Source organism: Variovorax sp. OV084 (assembly GCF_900111625.1).
Classification (GTDB): domain Bacteria; phylum Pseudomonadota; class Gammaproteobacteria; order Burkholderiales; family Burkholderiaceae_C; genus Variovorax.
This window is the reverse complement of the sequence record NZ_FOII01000009.1, coordinates 43,878-60,335: the sequence shown is the minus strand read 5'-3', so window position 1 is coordinate 60,335 and position 16,458 is coordinate 43,878. Positions and strand designations below refer to the sequence as shown.

Genomic DNA, 16,458 nt, shown 5'->3' with positions numbered 1-16,458 from the left:
CTTGCAGTGGGGAGTAACAACATCGTCGTGAATTGCGCTGCGAAGCAGCGATGGCTGGCCTGTTCTTTTCTCGCGGACCATGCGGATACAGTCCACCATGACCGGCCAGGCACGACACAAGGATGATCATCGCCGGCCAATAACAGGAAATAGACGCATGCGATTCCTCCTCGGACTGCTGGCACTCGGAATTTATTGGACGGCTCATGCCAGCATGCCCACGTGGCGGGGCGTCGAGATCCGTCAAATGGTTCAATCCGCTGCGCAGCCGGATTGGGTGTACGCCATGGGCAACGGCCTTGTGTTTCGCTCCGACGATCACGGCAAGACATGGAGCCCGTTGCGAATGCCTCAGCCCGCCGAGTACACCGAACTGCACCTCGACCCGAAGGATGCACGGCACGTGCTGGTGCTTGCTCGCAACACCGATGCCAAGGAGACACCCAAGCTGCAGGAATCATTCGACGGCGGGCTGCACTGGACTCAGCGCGCGCCATTGAAGTTTTCGGAAGCGAATGGCTCGATCGGCGGCGACTTCTTCCCCACGCAGCTGGTCATTCCTGCAGGACGGCAAGCGGGCGACTGGTGGGCCTACGACGGTCGCTGGTTCCGCTCACCCGATGGCGGTCAGACGTGGCTTCGACAACCCGGCGGCCGACCCGTCTTGGGGGTAGTGCGAGGGAACTCGTTCAGCTACAGCCTGGACGACAACGTACTCCAGCGGTCCGGTGATGGAGGGAAGTCCTGGGAGAAAGTCCACGAATTCGAGAGCCAGATAAAGCCTGGCCAACGCGCCCGCACACTGTCCAATCTGATCGCTCTCAGCGACAGCGAACTTGTGGTGCGCAACGCCGAAGGCAATTGGCTTCAAAGCAGCGACCACGGGTCGAGTTGGGCGCCGGCAAGCAATGGCTTCCAGAGTCTGGACCAGCAGCAACCGGCATCTGCAGGCCCAGAGTCTGCGGCCCAGTGGAGAGGGGAGACATGGTGCAGCGCGCAACAATCACCCGCCGTGGCAGACATGCTGCTTGCGCGTTGCATCTGGGACAACGGCTCATGGCCGAGCTCGACCTGTTTTCATGTCAGCACGGATGCGGGACGGTCATGGACACCCCCACGCACACCAGGAAGCAGATCGGACTCGGACTGCTATGCGCCAGGGCTGCGCATAGGATGGGCTCCGACAGCCGTGCTGCTAGACGCGACAGACCCGCAGCGCATGCTTGCCGCTTGGCAGGCCGGTGGCCTCTATCGGAGCGACGACGGGGGCAAGACCTGGCAGACATCGGACACCGGACTCATGTTCCGCAGCCCGCGGGAGACTGCCATCGACTGGGCCGCGGTGGGCGAGCCTCCGCTTATCCAGGCTGTTCTCCACAGAAACCGCGAGTTGCTCATGCGCACGCTTGCGAGTGGCGTCGATATCAACAGTCCGGGTAATCACCTCGGGGGCGTACTCGACGCCGATCTGGCCGCACGCGAAACGCAGACCCGATTGGGGGAACCCATCCACCCGATGATGTGGCCCGAATTGCGCAAAGCGGGTGCAACATCTTTCGCTGTCGTGCGCCCACGCACACGGCTTCTTACACGCGCGCTGGACCTGAAACTGAATGACATCCCGGACGAACTGATCCGCTCGGGTTACGACTGGGGTGCCAGCGCCACCGAACGAACGGATCTTCCCCAGGGCGAACTTTTCGAGCTGCTGCGCCTAAGCGAGCACTTTGGCTTGACACCGGCTCAAGTCAAGCGATGGATAGATATGTACATCAGTGCGGCGCGGTTCCCCTCCGCGGACCAGACGACGCTGGACCTGCTGAACACCGGTCATCCCGAGCTGGCGGTCAGGGTGCTGAAGGCAACCAGTCGACGCACTCCTTTTGATCGCCAGAGCACCGCGCCTCGAACGCCGAGGCGGCTGATTGCAGAGGGGCTTGAGGCGGCAGGGAAGAAGTCCTGGGCCAAGCGGATCCTTGCCACCATGCAATGAGCGGCAGTCGTGGGTGAACTCAAGAACCCCGTCGCGTCGCAGCCCAATCCGAAAGAATCTGCACAGCCTCGCTGTCGAGCTTCTGCTCCGCAGGCAAGCTGCGCTGCGCAAGCGTGGCACCAGCTTCGGCGCGAAGCGCATCGACATCGATGGGGTGCCGCGCCGCCACAGTCACATCCTTGAAGGCCTCGCCAGATTGCGCGAGCGAGGCCGCGTAGTACAGCTTGGCGATGCCCGCGATGTGCATCGCCGCCACGCACATAGCACAAGGCTCGCACGAGGTGTAGAGCTCGCAGCCCGACAGGTTGACGGTGCCGAGCTTGCGGCAGGCGTCGCGGATGGCTTCGACTTCGCCGTGCGAGGTGGGGTCGGAATGGGCGACTGAATGGTTGAAGCCTTCGCCGACGATCACGCCGTCTTTGACGACGACTGCGCCGAAGGGCTCGGTGCCTGGCTCCTGAAGCGCTTTTGCCGAGAGGGCCAGTGCGCGTTGCATGAATTGCTGTTGGTACATGGTGTTCAGGCCTTTCTGGCGCTGCTGTCTAGCGCCGTGAGCGTGTTGGTGGCGTGGTGTGCTTTCGGCGAGAAGAGCCCAGCCGTTGCCGCGGCATAGCGCCGCGGATCGAAGCACAGCATGAGCGGCAGCAGCAGCACCACGACTACGGCAAGGTAAGCCCACGCAAGCGTGAAGCCGCCGGTGTGCTCCCGCACCCAGCCGGTGACGAAGGGCGCGAGTGCCGCGATCATGAAGCCCACGCCCTGCATGAAGCCGGCCAGCGCGCCGGCCTGCGCGGGGTCGGGCAGGTGGTCGAGCGCCAGCACCATGCACAGCGAGAACGCACCGCCGAGGCCGAAGCCCAGCACGACGGCGATGGCGACGGCCGGCACAGGCGCATCGAAGGTCAGCGCGCAGAAGCCCGCCAGTTGCGCAACCAGCGTGAGCACGAGCCAGGGCCGCAGGTCGCGCCCCCGGCTGCGCGCGATGGCGGGCATGGCGAGCGCGGCGACCACCTGCGCGGCCGTCATCAGCGCGAGCACCGAGCCGCCCTGCTGTGCGGTCCAGCCCTGCTGGGCATAGAAGTGCGGCAGCCACGCGACGAGGCTGGTGTAGCCACCGTTGATGAGGCCGAAGCACGCAGCCAGCAGCCATGCGCGGCGGCTTGCGAAGCAGCGCAGCCACGAGAGGTTCTGGCGCGGCGCATCGGCGACTGTGAATTCCATGCGCCGCATGTTGAGCCAGTACAGCAGCGCGAAGGTTGCGAGCAGGGCCCATATCGCGAGGCCCGCATGCCAGTCGGGCTGCGCGCCGCCGAATGCGTGCGCCACCCACGGGCTGGCCATGGCGCCGAGCCCGCCGCCGCCCATGATCGCGGCGGAGTACAGCCCCGTCATCACGCCGATGCGCGTCGGGTAGGCCTGCTTCACCACGCCGGGCATCAGCGCCTGCACCAGCCCGACACCCGCGCCCGCGAGCGCCGCGCTCCACAGCAGCGCAGCCGCGCCGCCCGCCACATAGCGGCTCGCACAAGCGAAGGCAATGGCTCCGAGCCCGAGCGCGACACCGCCGCGCGCGCCGATGCGCTGGCCCACCGCCGCGCCGCACAGCGACGTGGCCCCCATCGCGAACATCGGCAGCACCGTGAGCAGCGCCACCGCATGAAAGCCGATGCCGGTCGCAAGGCGTATGGGTTCGAGCAGCGGGCTGCTCGACGTGAGAAAGGCGCGCAGGTTGAGCGCCACCAGCACGATCACTACCGCGAAGGCGACGCCTCCGTCACGACTGCGCCCTGCCCTCACAAAGACGCCACGTCGGCCTGCAGCACGCCGTTGCGCGCCACGATGCGGCCGCCCGCCACCACCAGTTTGCGCACGGGCCGCGAGACCACGGCCTGCGCGACCGTCTGCGCATCGACCAGCACCAGGTCGGCGCGGTTGCCGGGCACGAGGCCGTAGGCCTCGAAGCCGCAGCCGCGCGCGCCGGAGTGCGTGACGGTGTCGAGTGCGACTTCGATCTCGTCGTCGCGGCGCAGGTTGTAGCGCAGGCCGATGATCATGGCGCGCTCGAGCATGTCGGGGTTGCCGTAGGGCGACCAGGTGTCGCGAATGCCGTCGTTGCCGCCGAGCACCGTCACGCCGGCCTGCCGGCAGGCCATGAGCGGCGGCACGGTGCGCGAGGGCGGCGCGCTGGTGATGAGCACCACGCCGAGCCTGGCCATGCGCGCGAGCAGCGCTTCGCGCTCGCGTTCGCTCACGTCGCCCAGACAGAAGCCGTGGCTGATGGCGACCTTGCCCTGCATGCCCAGCGCCTCGGTGCGCTGCAGGATCAGGTCGAGCGAGAAGGCGCCCATGGCGCCGGGCTCGTGCAGGTGGATGTCGATGGGGCGCTGGTGCTTGTCGGCAATGCCGAACAGCACGTCGAGCGACTTCACCGGGTCGCCGTCGATGGCGCAGGGGTCGAGGCCGCCGAGCACGTCGGCGCCCAGCGCCAGCGACTGGTCGAGCAGCTCGGCCGTGCCGGGGCGGCCCAACAGGCCCGATTGCGGGAAGGCGACGATCTGGATCTGCTGCACGTCGCGCAGCGCCTCGCGCGTGCGCAGGGTGCCTTCGAGATGGCGCAGGCCGGCCTGCGTGTCGACGTCTACATGCGTGCGCAGCCGCGTGGTGCCGAGCGCGAGAAAGGCCTTGGCGAGCACCAGCGACTGCGTGGCCGCGTCGTGCCCGCTGGAGTGGCGAAAGGCGCGCTCGTTCTCGATCTTGTCGGTGAGGTTGGTGCCGACCTCGTTGCGGTACCAGTCCATGCCCCACATCGTCTTGTCGAGGTGGGTGTGGCCTTCGACGAGGCCGGGCAGCAGCAAGGCGCCCTGCCCGTCTTCGATGGTGGCGCCGGCCGGTGCGGCAAGCGCGGTGCCGATCTCGGCAATGCGCCCGTCCTGCACCCGCACGTCGACCGGGGAGGCGCCCATGGGGCGCACGTTGCGGATCAGGAGCGATGGCATGTTGAGAGTCCGTTCGTTGAAAGCATCAGGCAGGTTGCGCTGCAACGGTACGCGGCACGATGCGCGCCGTGAAGAGCGCCACGATCACGAACACCAGCGCATTCGTCGCCAGCGCCACGAGCCCGATGTTGAGCGACTTGAAGACGACCGGTGCAGCCGGGAACAGCGTACCCAGGTTCGAGCTGGTGGTCATCATGAAGGCCAGCACCGCGCCGCCCGCCAGGATGCCCGCGAAGGCTGCGTGCTTGTTGCCGAAGGGCTTCTTCATGAGGCTGAACAGCAGCGAGGGCAACAGCTGCGTGAGCAGGCTCGACGCGAAGATGGCCACCGACACGATGGTGGTGCCGCCGCGCAGCACGAAGTACACCGCCACCAGTGCGAACACAGGCAGCACGCCGCGCGCCACGCGCGACACCTGCTTGTCGGTGGCGTTGTGGGCGAAGCCTTCCTTGTAGACGTTCTTGCCGATCACGGTGGAGGCCGTGAGCAGAATCATCGAGCCCGGCACCAGCGCCGTGAGCACGCCCGTGCCGCCGATCACGCCGACGAACCATGGGTCGAAGGTGTGCTTTGCCAGCCCGAACAGCGCAAGGTCGACCTCCGAGCCCTTGAGCCCAGGAACCTGCAGGATGGCCGCGAAGCCGACGAGGAACAGGAAGGCGATGACCACCTGGTACAGCGGCATCAGGATGGTGTTGCGGCGCACCGCGCTCGCGCTCCTAGCGGCATACACCGAGGTGAGGTTGAACGGGTACAGGTAGTAGCCCAGCGCCGTCAGCAGGATGGTCGAGTTGTACCAGGTGAGGTTCAGGCCTTCTTTCGGAAACTCGAAGAAGCTGGGGTTGGCCGCGTGGATGGCGGTGAACATGGGCGTGACGCCGCCGTAGTAGTGCCACGGCAGGTAGATGCCGAGGAACACGGCGAGCGCGAGGATGAGCACGTCTTTCACGATGGCGATGCTGGCCGAGCCATGGATGCCCGAGAAGAGGATGTAGCTCACCATGACCACGGTGCCGATCCAGATCGCCACCTGCGGCGCGATGGAGCCGTACGAGGCCTCCGACACGATGATGCCGAGCCCGCGCAGCTGGATGGTCAGCAGCGCGACCATGCCCATGAGCGCGACGATGGACACCAGCACGCCGAGCGGGCGGCTGTCGTACTTGTGCGCGAAGAAGTCGGAGAACGACACCAGCTTGTGCGCGGTGGCGTAGCGCCAGATGGCAGGCAGCATCCAGAAGGCCATGAGGTAGGCCAGCCCGCCGTAGGCCAGGATGTAGAAGGCCGGCGAGCCCTTGCTGTAAGACCAGCCGCTGGCGCCCAAAAAGGTGAAGGTGGAAAACGATTCGCCCGCCATCAGCAGGAACACCATGATCGCGCCCAGCCCGCGCCCGCCGAGCGCCCATTGCTCCAGGCTCATGGTGCGGCCGCGCCGCGCGAGCACCGCGAGGCCCAGCGCACCGACGACGAACAGGGCAATCACGCCGAGTGCGGCGTTCATCGGGCTTCTCCGTTGGCCGTGGTGGGCGCATCGAGGTCGCCTTCGGCGCGGTCGATGACCACCATGATCAGCGAGGTCAGCACCAGCCAGCTGACGTTCCACACCATCAGGAAGGGCATGCCGAACACGAAGGTGGGCGCGACGGAGGACAGCCATCCCCCGCTGAAGAAAGCGGCTACCGGCAGCGCGGCCAGCCATTTGGCGGATTTCATGGGTTGCCTCGATTCCTGTTCTGGTTGAGATTCGAATTCAGTTTTGGTTGACCATATACAATTATTTTGGTTAACCAAACGAGGCGAATGGTACGGAGCGGGAGGGGCCGAGTCAATCCGGGGGATTTCCCGGAGGCGACACGGCGCGGGCAATAATCCCCACGCCTATGCCTTCCACCGCACGCAAATCCCCCACTTCCGCCGCCCCTGCAGAGCCCACCGACGCCGACGAAGCCAACGTGGACGAACGCGTCTACGCCGCCGTATCGAAGGCACTGCTCAGCGGCAAGCTGCGCCCCGGCACGCCCCTGCGCGAACGCGCGCTGGCCGAGGCGCTGGGCTGCACGCGCGGTGCGGTGCGCAAGGTGCTGGCGCGGCTGGGGTCGGAAAAACGGCTGGTGCTGGAGCACAACCGCGGCGCCTTCGTGCCCAACCCGTCCATCGACGACATGCGCGGCATCTACCGCGCGCGCCGCATCGTCGAAGCCGGGCTGGTGACCACGCTGTTCGGCAACCTCGAACGCGAGCAGGTGGCCGCGCTGCGCAAGCACGTGCAGGCGGAGCAGAAGGCGTTCAAGGAAGGCCGGCGTGAAGACTCGATCCGGCTGGCGGGCGACTTTCACCTGCTGCTGGCGGAGATGGCGGGCAGCGACGAGCTGCTGTCGTACATCCGCCGGCTGATTTCGAACACCGAGCTCTACAAGGCGCTGTACGACTCCGCCGAGGCCGCAAGCTGCGCGCCGCGCGAGCATGAGCAGATCATCGAGGCGCTGACAACGGGCAAGTCGCTCGACAAGGCGCTGGCCGTGGCGCTGGAGCACCTCGACGAGCTGGAGCAGCGCGTCATCGCAGGCGCGGCGGCCGAGCAGGAGGTGGACCTGGCGACGCTGCTGAACGGCGGCGGCACCACCGCGCACGGGCACAGCCACTGAGGCATCCACGCTTCGCTCGCGGGCGAAGTGTCGGTTGGCAGGGCTCGCGATGATCGGCGCCATGCACACACTCTCCTCCGCCAGCAAGCCCCACACCAACGTCGCCTTCGAATGGGCACTGCTCGCGCTGCTGGCCACCTGCTGGGGCGCTTCGTACACCTTCATCAAGATCGGCGTGGCGACGATCCCTCCAGTCACGCTGATCGCGGCACGCACGCTGATTGCCGGCCTGCTGCTGCTTGCGGTGCTGCGCATGCGCGGCGTGAAGCTGCCGAAGGAGCCGGCGATGTGGTGGCGCTTCGCACTGCAGGCATGCCTGAACAGCGTGCTGCCCTTCACGCTCATTGCGTGGGCCGAACGCAGCGTGGATGCGGGCCTAGCGACCATCCTCAACTCGACCTCGCCGATCTTCATCTTCCTGTTGGGGCTGGGCCTTGGCGGCTCCGAGAGGCCCACGCTGCGGCGCCTGTTCGGCGTGGGCGCGGGGCTGGCGGGCATCTGCCTGATCGTCGGCTTCGAGGCGCTGAACGGGCTCGGGCATTCGCTGCTCGCGCAACTCGGGCTGGTGGCCGCCGCCGTCTGCTACGGCTGCGCCGCGATGTTCGGCCGCGTGTTCAAGGGGCTGGACCCGATGGTGCCGGCCGCCGGCTCGCTGCTGAGCGGCACGGCGATGCTGCTGCCCGCGAGCCTCGTGATCGACCGGCCGTGGACACTCGCGCCGTCTGCCGCTTCGATGATGGCGGTGCTGGCGCTCGCGGTGCTGTCCACCGCGCTGGCCTTCACGATCTACTTCCGGCTCATCAAGACGCTGGGGCCGATGTCGACGGCTGCGCAGGCTTATCTGCGCGTGCCTATCGGCGTGATGATCGGCGTGGTGTTTCTTGGCGAAGCACCGGCGCCCACGGCGTGGGCCGGCCTTGCATGCATCATGGCCGGCGTGATCGCGATGACGATGCCGGCGCGCCGGGCGTGAACTGAACCACGGCCCGTAGCTGGCAACTCAGTCGATGCTGATGTTCGCGGCCTTCGCGACCTCGGCCCACTTCACGCGGTTGTCGTGCACGGTCTTCTTGAACTGTGCCGGCGACTCGATGCGCACGGTGTTGCCCTGGCTCTCGAAGCGCTCGCGGATCTCGGGCTGCTCCAGCACCGCCTTCACGGCGGCATTGAGCTTGTCGACGATCTGCGGGTCGGTGCCCTTGGGCGCGAAGATGCCGAACCAGATCGAGCTGTCGAAGCCCTTGGTGCCCGGCAGGCCGCTCGATGCGATGGTGGGCACTTCTTTCACTGCCGGCACGGCCGCGGCGGTGGTCACGCCCAGCAGGCGCACCTTGCCGGCCTTGTAGTGCGGAAGAATGGTCTGCACCTGGTTCATGATGCAGCAGGTTTCGCCGCGCACCACCGAGGTAATGGCCTCGGGGCCGCCCTTGTAGGGCACGTGCACCATGTTCAGGCCCAGGCGCGAATTGAATTCGGCAAAGGCCATGTGCGTGCCTGCGCCGTTGCCTGTAGACGCATAGTTGTACTTGCCGGGGTTGGCCTTGACCAGCTCGACGAATTCCTTCAAGGTCTTGACGTTGATCACGTCGGGATTGATGGTGAGCACGTTCGACACGTCGAGCACCGGCGCCACCGGAATGAAGTCGGCTTCCACGTCGAAGGGCAGCTTCTTGTAGAGCGCTGCGTTGCTGCCGTGCGTGGCGGCTGTGCCGAAGGCAAGCGTGTAGCCGTCGGGTTTCGAGTGGGCCACGTAGTCGCTGGCGATGTTGCCTGCGGCACCAGACTTGTAGTCGATGACGACGGGCCGCCCGAGCTGCTTTGCCAGCGGCTCCTGGATGACGCGGGCCACCACGTCGACGCCCGAGCCGGCCGGAAAGCCCATGATCAGCGTGACAGGTTGTTGCGGCCAGTCCTGTTGAGCGAGGGCGGCGGGCACGACGAGCGAGGCCGCTGCCAGCAGCAATACACGGCGGGCAAGACGAGTGAGTGGAGAATGGGCCATGACAGTCTTTCGGTCGTTCAGTCTTTTGTCTTCAATGCAGACGGTGCAGGCGCGAATTGTGGCGCGCCGCTGATGCCCGATTCCATATGAGCTTATGCGCGTCGACATGCATGTATCGCGCCTGCTCCCCATAATTGCCCCATGGTCCGTTCCTCCCAACAACTACACACCCCACGCGAGCCCGCGCCCCTGCGCGCGGCCGCCACGGTGCTGCTGCTGCGCGACAGCGCCGCCGGCATCGAAGTGCTGATGACCCGCCGCTCGGCCACCGCCAGTTTCGCGCCCGGCGCATACGTGTTTCCCGGCGGCCATATCGACGACGCCGACGAAGCGGCCAAGCGCATCGCCACGCGCCGCCCCACGCAAAGCCGCGTGCAGCGCACGCAGGCCATCGCGGCCATTCGCGAGGCTTTCGAAGAGCTGGGCATCCTGCTCGCGCACCATGCCGACGGAAGCCCTGTCAGAGCCGAAGAAGTCGCAGCGATGGACCGCGGCGACACCGCCGGCACCGCCTTTGCCGACCAGTGCGCGGCACGCGGACTGGTGCTCGACTCGGACCGCGTGTTCACCTTCGCGCACTGGATGACCGACCGCGACCTGCCCAAGCGCTTCGACGTGCCCTTTCTGGTGGCGCGCATGCCCGAAGGCCAGACGCCCACTGCCGACGAGAGCGAGCAGTTCGAGCCCAGCTGGGTGCATCCGGCCGATGCGCTCGCGCGCCATGAGGCCGGCACCTTCTTCATGATCTTCCCGACCGTGCGCACGCTGCAGCGCATGGCCGCGTACCCCACCGTCGATGCCCTGCTCGCGGCCTGTGCCAGCGAGGCCCCGCTGTGGACCAGCTGCCCGCGCGCCGGCCTGCTCAAGGGCGAGGACGCGCGCTACATGGAACACGAGTCGCCCTATGGCGAACTCGCGCTGGTGTGCCCCGACGGCCAGCTCCTGCACGCGCTCGACTGGCAGAGCGAGCACCCGGTGCCGCTGCTGAAGAACGTGATGCGCCTCACCGCGCCCAACCCGAGCGCGATGACGGGCCCGGGTACCAACAGCTACATCGTGGGCGACGCGGCGACGGGCTACATCGTGATCGACCCGGGCCCGAACGACTTCGACCACATCGGCCGGCTGTGGCGCGCCACGAAGGGCGACATCCGCATGATCGTCTGCACGCATTCGCATGCCGACCACTCGCCGGGTGCGGCGCCGCTGCAGGCGCTGTGCAAGAACGGCAAGCCGCCGATCCTGGGCCTGGCCTCGAAGCCGACCGCGCGCGCCACCGCGCGCTTCACGCCCGAGCGCGAACTGGCCGACGGCGAACGCCTCGTGCTGTCGGGCGCCAACGCTGCCGGCGAAACCGTCACCCACACGCTGCGCGTGATACACACACCCGGCCATGCGGCCAACCACCTGTGCCTGGTGCTGGAAGAAGACGGCCTGCTGTTCTCCGGCGACCACATCCTCAACGGCAGCACCACGGTGGTCGATCCGCCCGATGGCGACATGACGGCGTACCTCGATTCGCTCGACACGCTCGATGCGGCCTGCGAGGCCGGCGGCATCGGCTTCATCCTGCCGGCGCACGGCTACGTGATCGGCTTTGCCCGCACCGCCATCGGCATGCTGAAGGCGCACCGCCTGAAGCGCGAAGCCAAGATCGCCGCCGCGATGCAGAAGCTGCCCGAAGGCACGCCCGAAGAATGGCTGCCGCTGGCCTACGACGACGTGCCCGAACGCATGTGGCCAGTGGCCGCCCGCTCGCTGGCCGCGCACGTGGCACGCATCCGCCAACTGGCGGCGCCCCGATGAACATGAAAACTGCTCCCGTCGAAGACGAAGGCATCCGCCTTGCCAAGCGCGTGGCCGCAATGGCTGGCGTGTCGCGGCGCGAAGCCGAGCTGCTGATAGAGAACGGCGCAGTGCGCGTCGATGGCGTGCCGCAGATGCTGCCGCAGTCGCGCGTGCTGCCGCACCAGCAGGTCGAGATCGAGGCGGGTGCCAAGCCCGAGCCGGTAGTGCCTGTCACATTGCTTCTGTACAAGCCTGCCGGCATGGCAACCGACACCGCGCACCGCCTGCTGGTGGCTGCGAATCATCACGAGCCCGAGCGCGCCGGACAGCGCTTTCTGCCGGCGCATGCAAAGGCGCAACGCTGCATGACGCCGCTCGAAACCGGCGCCAGCGGGCTGGTCGCGTACACGCAGGAATTCCGCATCGAACGCAAGCTGCAGGAAGACGCCGGCATCCTCGAACACGAGGTGATGGTGGACGTGGCCGGCCCGGTGAGCCCCGAGGTGCTGGCGCGGCTGGAACGCTCGCCCGCGCGCGTGAGCATCGGCCGCCAGAGCGACGAGCAGACGGGCCTGCGCTTCGCGCTCAAGGGCGCGCGGCCTGGGCAGATTGCCAACATCTGCGACGGCGTAGACCTGCGCATTCTGGCGATGCGGCGCATCCGCATCGGCCGCGTGCCGCTGGCGGGGCTGCAGCCCGGGCAGTGGCGCTACCTTGCACCCCACGAACGCTTCTGAAAAACAACAACGAAGAAATAAAGAAGAGAAGAGAAAGAGGACGACAACGACGATGCACCGCATGTTCGCGGCCTGCAATTTTCAGCCAGCGGCCCCGATGGGCCGCCGTCAGGGAGACTGAGCCATGAAGTTCGGACCACCGAGCACCGCCCTGGCCTGCACCGTGCCTTTGGCACTGGTAGCGGGCTGCACGCTTTTCGCGCCACCACCGCCGCCCGCGCCACCGGCACCACCGCCTGCCGTGGTCTCGAAGGACGGCCTGGCACCCATCACCGAGGAACAGGTCGAGCGCATCCGCGAAGCCATCGGCGGCAAGCCGCCCAGCCCGGCCGTCGGCAAGGTGGTGCGCAGCGCCTCGCCGACCATCGAGTCCTTCGTGCGGACCGAGGGCTGCATCACCGCGCGCAACGGTGCGGTGCTCAACCCCTTTGCAGCGTCCGGCCGCCTGTTCGACGGCACGGGCTTCCAGGGCGGCCCGATGTCGGAAATGCAGTACCACGACAAGACCGCCTGCGTGACGGTGAAGCGCATCCAGAACTGGAAGATGGTCACGCCGAAGCTGCTGCGCTTCGAGGTGGTCTATGTGGGCGACGACGGCGAGGAGCGCGCCGTGAAGCGCCACGAGCTGATGCGCCAGCCCAAGGGGGGCTGGCTCTTCACGCGCTGACGTTTGCGGCTGCGCGCTTCTGCGCGCGCAGCGCCACCGCAAACGACAGCTGCGCCACGATGCCCGCCCCCGCCAGCACGATGGCCGATGCCAGGGCGGGGTTACGGTGGCCCATGCCCGCGAGCGCCGTGCACAGCGCGCCCACGGCCATCTGCGTGAAGCCGTAAAGGCCCGAGGCCGAGCCGATGACCTGCGGGTTCACGCTGATCGCCTGCGTGAGCGCGGCCGGCGAGGCCATGCCGGCGCCAACGGTGAACAGGAACATGCAGGCGACGATGAGCGGCACCGAGAGGTGATCGGTCAGCGCCGCGCCCAGCAGCACGAAGGCCGCGGCCACGCTCAAGGCGTTCGAGCGGACCATGAGGCGGTCGACCCGCACACGCGAGATCAGATGGCTGGTGAGAAAGCTGCCGAGCCACACGCCCGACACCAGGATGGCGAGGTAGATGCCCGCCTCGTGCGCCGGCCGGTGCAGCTGGTCCACGAAGATGAAGGGCGCCGAAGCGATGAAGGCATACATCGACGTGGTGGCGCAACCGCCGCCGACCGAGAAGCCGAGAAAGGCCGGCGAGGCCAGCAGCTTCCTGTAGTTGCGCGCGAGCTCACGCGCATTGACGGCCGCGCCAGGCGCGCCGGTTTCGGGCAGCAGGCGCCAGGTGAACAGAAAGCCGATGACGCCGAGGGCAAAGAGCGCGTAGAAGATCGAGCGCCAGCCCAATGCGGTGGCGAGCGCACCGCCGAGCAGCGGCGCGAGGCTCGGGCCGATGGTGACCATCAGGTTCATCAGCGCGAGGCGACGCGTGGCCTCTTGCGGTTCGGCCGTGTCGCGCACGATGCTGCGGCCGAGCACGAGGCCGGCGCAGCCACCTACCGCCTGGAACAGGCGCGCCGCGATGAGCGAATGCACTTCAGGCGCGACCGCGGCCGCAAGACCCGCCACGCAATACAGCCCCAGCCCGAACAGCAGCACCGGCCGTCGCCCGTAGCGATCGGCCAGCGGGCCGTACACCAGCTGGCCCACTGCCAGGCCGAAGATGTAGAGGCTCACCGTCATCTGCATGGCGCCGATGCCTGCGCCGAGGCTCTTCGCGGCGATGGGCAGCGCGGGCACGAAGATGTGCATGGCCAGCGTGCCGCTGAAGGTGACCAACGCCAGCAGCCACAGCGGCGCGTGGGGGCGGCGCTGTGGCTCGGAGGTGATGGCTGCGGTCATTGCTTGGTGGTGGTTGCGCCGCCGGTCAGGTTGCCGTGCGCAAGGTTCGTATCTTCAGGCTCCCAGCCGCCGCCCAGCGCCATGAAAAGCATGACCTGGTCGTCGGACAGCTGCGCTTCGCTGGCGGCCAGCGCGGACTCGCTCGCGGCCAGCGCGCGCTCGGCGTCGAGCGAATCGAGGTAGCCGGTGCGGCCGTTCTGGTAGAGCTGGCGCGCCTGCCGCGCGACGATGGCGCTCTGGTCTCGCGAGGCTTCCAGCGCAGCGCGGCGGTCGAGTTCGCGGGCGTAGTTGCCGAGCGCGGTCTCGGTCTCGCGCAGCGCGGTGAGCACGGTGCCGTCGAACTTGGCGAGCGCGCCGCGCGTGCCGGCCTCGGCTTGTGCGATGCGCGCCTGGACCACGCCGGTGTTCGGGATCGTCCACGAGATCAGCGGCCCGAGGCTGTAGCTCATGCTGTCCTTGCGCCCGAAATCAGCGGCGGTGCTGGCCGACATTGCCGACAGGCCGATCGACACGTGCGGGTACAGGTCGGCCGTGGCGACGCCGATGCGCGCGGTGGACGCGGCCAGCGTGCGCTCGGCCTGGCGGATGTCGGGCCGGCGGCGCAGCAGCTGCGCGCCGTCGCCCACGGGCAGCACACCGGCCACGCGCGGCGGCGTGGTGCAGCCGGCCACCTCGCGCGGAAAGTCTTGCGGCAGCGCGCCGGTGAGCGTGGCCAGGCGGTACAACGCGGCCTGGCGGCTGGCCTGCAGCGGCGGCAGCGCGGCGTTGAGCGATTGCAGCTGCGCACGCGCGCGGCCCGCATCGATGGCGCCGGCGCGCCCGGCCTTCTGCAGGCGCTCGGTGACGTTCACCGCGTCTTTCTGCAGGTCGACGGACTTCTGCGCGATCTCCAGGCGCAAGCCGGTGGAACAGGCTTCGGCATAGGCGCGCGCAGTGCCCGCTGCGACGTTGACGCGCACCAGGTCGAGCGCGGCTTCGGCCGCTTCGGTGTTGGCGGCCGAGGCTTCGATGGCGCGGCGCAGCTGGCCGAACAGGTCGACCTGGTACGACAGCGAGGCGCCCAGGCTGTAGTTGAAGGTGCTCGGCGGCTCGTAGCCGCGCTGCAGCAACTGGATGCCCGACTGGTGGCCGAACGACGGGCCGCCATTCACGCCGATGGTGGGGTACTTGCCGCCGGCCACTTCGTCGTCGATGGCGCGCTCGCGCTCGAGGTTGGCGACGGCCTGGCGCAGGTCGGTGTTGTGCGCGAGGGCCTGTTCGACGAGCCTGTCGAGCAGCGGGTCGTGGTACAGGCGCCACCAGTGCGCAGGCAGCGGCGCGGCGTTGGCGGGCGCCTCGGCGAAGGGCTTGCCGGCAGCGCTCTGGCTGGCGAGCGCCTCGGGCGGTTGCTTGTAATCGGGGCCGACCGCCGCGCAGGCCGCGAGCCCGGCGGCGACGGCCAGCGATGCAAGGCGAAATGCGAAGCGGGTCATGCTGTTCATCCCTTCTGCGGCGCTGGGGTCGTTGCCGCCGTCTTCTGCGCCGCCTTGTTCTCCAGCACCTGCACCGTCACCGTCTGGCCCGCAACAAGGCGCGCGCCCTGCGGCAGCGGATCGAGCTTGATGCGCACCGGAATGCGCTGCGCGAGCCGCACCCAGTTGAAGGTCGGGTTCACGCTGGGCAGCAGGTTGGCGCTGGTGGAGCGGTCGTGGTCGGCGATGCCGGCAGCCACGCTGTCGACCGCGCCTTCGAACACCGCGCCGCCACCCATCGGCGTGACGCGCACGCGGTCGCCGAGGTGGATGCGGGGCAGCTTGGTTTCTTCGAAATAGCCTTCGACGTAGAACGACTGCGCATCGACCAGCGCGAGCACCGGGCGGCCCGCAGCGGCGTAGCTGCCCTGGCGCAGGTCGAGGTTGGTGACGAGGCCGTCGGTGGGCGCGCGCACCTCGGCGCGCTGCAGGTTGAGGCGGGCCGAATCGAGCGCCACTTCGGCCTGGGCGACGGCGGCCTGCATCTGCTCGACGCGCGAGCGGGTCTGTTCGCGCGACTCCTTCGAGATCAGGTCGTCGAGCCCGGTGTTGCGCGTGTTCTCGCGCTGCGCCTGGGCGCTCTGGGCGCGCTGCGCGGCGAGCACGGCCTGGGCCTGGCGCACGGCGAGGTCGTAGCGCGCACGGTCCACCTCGAACAGCAGCGTGCCGGCGGCGACCGGCTGGTTGTCGCGGATCGGCACGGCGGTGACGAGGCCCGACACGTCGGGCGCGATCTGCACGACGTTGGCGCGTACGCGGCCGTCGCGCGTCCACGGTGCGAGTTCGTAGTGGTCCCACAGTCGCAGGCCGGCCCACACGGCGGCGGCCACCACGACCACGGTGAAAAGAACGCGCCCGAGGCGCTGGGCCCACGGGTTTTCTGCGGAAGGACTGGTGGCTTTCATG

The 16,458-nt window shown here is 68.0% G+C and carries 15 protein-coding genes; 6 read left to right on the top strand and 9 right to left on the bottom strand.

Annotated elements, in window-relative coordinates; all coding sequences use genetic code 11:
• The first annotated feature begins 157 nt into the window (after nt 1–157).
• The gene (locus tag BMW87_RS21620) at nt 158–1,993 is read left to right on the top strand and encodes a sialidase family protein (RefSeq protein ID WP_093078563.1); all 1,836 of its coding nucleotides are present in this window, start codon (nt 158–160) and stop codon (nt 1,991–1,993) included.
• 19 nt (nt 1,994–2,012) lie between these two features.
• Here BMW87_RS21620 and BMW87_RS21615 read toward each other — a convergent pair whose 3' ends face one another.
• Genes BMW87_RS21615 through BMW87_RS21595 form a run of 5 tightly spaced genes read right to left on the bottom strand, consistent with a single transcriptional unit; the run spans nt 2,013 to nt 6,702 of the window.
• The gene (locus BMW87_RS21615; RefSeq protein WP_093078561.1) at nt 2,013–2,507 is read right to left on the bottom strand and encodes a nucleoside deaminase; all 495 of its coding nucleotides are present in this window, start codon (nt 2,505–2,507) and stop codon (nt 2,013–2,015) included.
• 5 nt (nt 2,508–2,512) lie between these two features.
• Nucleotides 2,513–3,790 carry a cyanate transporter gene (locus BMW87_RS21610; RefSeq protein WP_093078560.1) on the bottom strand — a complete coding sequence of 426 codons (1,278 nt, stop codon included), beginning with the start codon at nt 3,788–3,790 and terminating at the stop codon, nt 2,513–2,515.
• Nucleotides 3,787–4,989 (bottom strand): amidohydrolase family protein, encoded by a 1,203-nt coding sequence (locus BMW87_RS21605; RefSeq protein ID WP_093078696.1) that lies wholly within the window; start codon nt 4,987–4,989, stop codon nt 3,787–3,789. Before BMW87_RS21605 ends, BMW87_RS21610 begins: the two co-directional genes overlap by 4 nt.
• A 25-nt stretch (nt 4,990–5,014) precedes the next feature.
• The gene (locus BMW87_RS21600) at nt 5,015–6,490 is read right to left on the bottom strand and encodes a sodium:solute symporter family protein (RefSeq protein WP_093056330.1); all 1,476 of its coding nucleotides are present in this window, start codon (nt 6,488–6,490) and stop codon (nt 5,015–5,017) included.
• Nucleotides 6,487–6,702 (bottom strand): DUF3311 domain-containing protein, encoded by a 216-nt coding sequence (locus tag BMW87_RS21595; protein WP_093078558.1) that lies wholly within the window; start codon nt 6,700–6,702, stop codon nt 6,487–6,489. The genes BMW87_RS21600 and BMW87_RS21595 overlap by 4 nt, the downstream gene beginning before the upstream one ends.
• A 167-nt stretch (nt 6,703–6,869) precedes the next feature.
• Here BMW87_RS21595 and BMW87_RS21590 point away from each other — a divergent pair, with 167 nt between their 5' ends.
• Together BMW87_RS21590 and BMW87_RS21585 are read left to right on the top strand one after the other, a co-directional pair.
• Entirely contained in the window at nt 6,870–7,634 is a 765-nt protein-coding gene (locus tag BMW87_RS21590) for a GntR family transcriptional regulator (RefSeq protein ID WP_093056332.1), read from the top strand.
• Nucleotides 7,635–7,695: 61 nt separating this feature from the next.
• Nucleotides 7,696–8,607: a DMT family transporter gene (locus BMW87_RS21585; RefSeq protein WP_093078694.1), complete on the top strand. Its 912-nt coding sequence runs from the start codon at nt 7,696–7,698 to the stop codon at nt 8,605–8,607.
• A 27-nt stretch (nt 8,608–8,634) separates the two neighbouring features.
• Here BMW87_RS21585 and BMW87_RS21580 read toward each other — a convergent pair whose 3' ends face one another.
• Nucleotides 8,635–9,636 carry a Bug family tripartite tricarboxylate transporter substrate binding protein gene (locus BMW87_RS21580; protein WP_176928812.1) on the bottom strand — a complete coding sequence of 334 codons (1,002 nt, stop codon included), beginning with the start codon at nt 9,634–9,636 and terminating at the stop codon, nt 8,635–8,637.
• 141 nt (nt 9,637–9,777) lie between these two features.
• On the opposite strand from BMW87_RS21580, the gene BMW87_RS21575 reads away from it, so the two are divergent.
• The 3 genes from BMW87_RS21575 (at nt 9,778) to BMW87_RS21565 (ending at nt 12,828) form a co-directional block, all read left to right on the top strand.
• Nucleotides 9,778–11,442, top strand: coding sequence for an MBL fold metallo-hydrolase (locus tag BMW87_RS21575; RefSeq protein ID WP_093078556.1), 1,665 nt, complete (start codon nt 9,778–9,780; stop codon nt 11,440–11,442).
• Complete coding sequence (locus BMW87_RS21570; protein WP_256216859.1) at nt 11,439–12,161, top strand: RNA pseudouridine synthase; 723 nt, start codon at nt 11,439–11,441, stop codon at nt 12,159–12,161. The genes BMW87_RS21575 and BMW87_RS21570 overlap by 4 nt, the downstream gene beginning before the upstream one ends.
• A gap of 124 nt (nt 12,162–12,285) precedes the next feature.
• A complete protein-coding gene (locus BMW87_RS21565; RefSeq protein WP_093078555.1) occupies nt 12,286–12,828 on the top strand; it encodes a hypothetical protein in 543 nt (180 codons plus the stop codon).
• Here the strand turns inward: BMW87_RS21565 and BMW87_RS21560 are convergent.
• The 3 genes from BMW87_RS21560 to BMW87_RS21550 are packed head-to-tail and all read right to left on the bottom strand — an operon-like array spanning nt 12,818 to nt 16,457.
• On the bottom strand, nt 12,818–14,041 hold the full coding sequence (locus BMW87_RS21560; RefSeq protein ID WP_093078553.1) for a multidrug effflux MFS transporter: 1,224 nt from the start codon (nt 14,039–14,041) through the stop codon (nt 12,818–12,820). The genes BMW87_RS21565 and BMW87_RS21560 overlap by 11 nt on opposite strands.
• Complete coding sequence (locus BMW87_RS21555) at nt 14,038–15,522, bottom strand: efflux transporter outer membrane subunit (protein WP_093078552.1); 1,485 nt, start codon at nt 15,520–15,522, stop codon at nt 14,038–14,040. Before BMW87_RS21555 ends, BMW87_RS21560 begins: the two co-directional genes overlap by 4 nt.
• Nucleotides 15,519–16,457 carry an efflux RND transporter periplasmic adaptor subunit gene (locus BMW87_RS21550; protein WP_093078550.1) on the bottom strand — a complete coding sequence of 313 codons (939 nt, stop codon included), beginning with the start codon at nt 16,455–16,457 and terminating at the stop codon, nt 15,519–15,521. The genes BMW87_RS21555 and BMW87_RS21550 overlap by 4 nt, the downstream gene beginning before the upstream one ends.
• Nucleotide 16,458 lies beyond the last annotated feature (1 nt).

Excerpts from the sequence above, each read along its gene's own strand:
- BMW87_RS21595 (WP_093078558.1), bottom strand. The coding sequence starts at position 6,702 with ATGAAATCCGCCAAATGGCTGGCCGCGCTGCCGGTAGCCGCTTTCTTC.
- BMW87_RS21560 (WP_093078553.1), bottom strand. The coding sequence starts at position 14,041 with ATGACCGCAGCCATCACCTCCGAGCCACAGCGCCGCCCCCACGCGCCG.
- BMW87_RS21590 (WP_093056332.1), top strand. The coding sequence starts at position 6,870 with ATGCCTTCCACCGCACGCAAATCCCCCACTTCCGCCGCCCCTGCAGAG.
- BMW87_RS21550 (WP_093078550.1), bottom strand. The coding sequence starts at position 16,457 with ATGAAAGCCACCAGTCCTTCCGCAGAAAACCCGTGGGCCCAGCGCCTC.
- BMW87_RS21585 (WP_093078694.1), top strand. The coding sequence starts at position 7,696 with ATGCACACACTCTCCTCCGCCAGCAAGCCCCACACCAACGTCGCCTTC.
- BMW87_RS21555 (WP_093078552.1), bottom strand. The coding sequence starts at position 15,522 with ATGAACAGCATGACCCGCTTCGCATTTCGCCTTGCATCGCTGGCCGTC.
- BMW87_RS21580 (WP_176928812.1), bottom strand. The coding sequence starts at position 9,636 with ATGGCCCATTCTCCACTCACTCGTCTTGCCCGCCGTGTATTGCTGCTG.
- BMW87_RS21565 (WP_093078555.1), top strand. The coding sequence starts at position 12,286 with ATGAAGTTCGGACCACCGAGCACCGCCCTGGCCTGCACCGTGCCTTTG.
- BMW87_RS21620 (WP_093078563.1), top strand. The coding sequence starts at position 158 with ATGCGATTCCTCCTCGGACTGCTGGCACTCGGAATTTATTGGACGGCT.
- BMW87_RS21615 (WP_093078561.1), bottom strand. The coding sequence starts at position 2,507 with ATGTACCAACAGCAATTCATGCAACGCGCACTGGCCCTCTCGGCAAAA.
- BMW87_RS21605 (WP_093078696.1), bottom strand. The coding sequence starts at position 4,989 with ATGCCATCGCTCCTGATCCGCAACGTGCGCCCCATGGGCGCCTCCCCG.
- BMW87_RS21575 (WP_093078556.1), top strand. The coding sequence starts at position 9,778 with ATGGTCCGTTCCTCCCAACAACTACACACCCCACGCGAGCCCGCGCCC.
- BMW87_RS21600 (WP_093056330.1), bottom strand. The coding sequence starts at position 6,490 with ATGAACGCCGCACTCGGCGTGATTGCCCTGTTCGTCGTCGGTGCGCTG.
- BMW87_RS21570 (WP_256216859.1), top strand. The coding sequence starts at position 11,439 with ATGAACATGAAAACTGCTCCCGTCGAAGACGAAGGCATCCGCCTTGCC.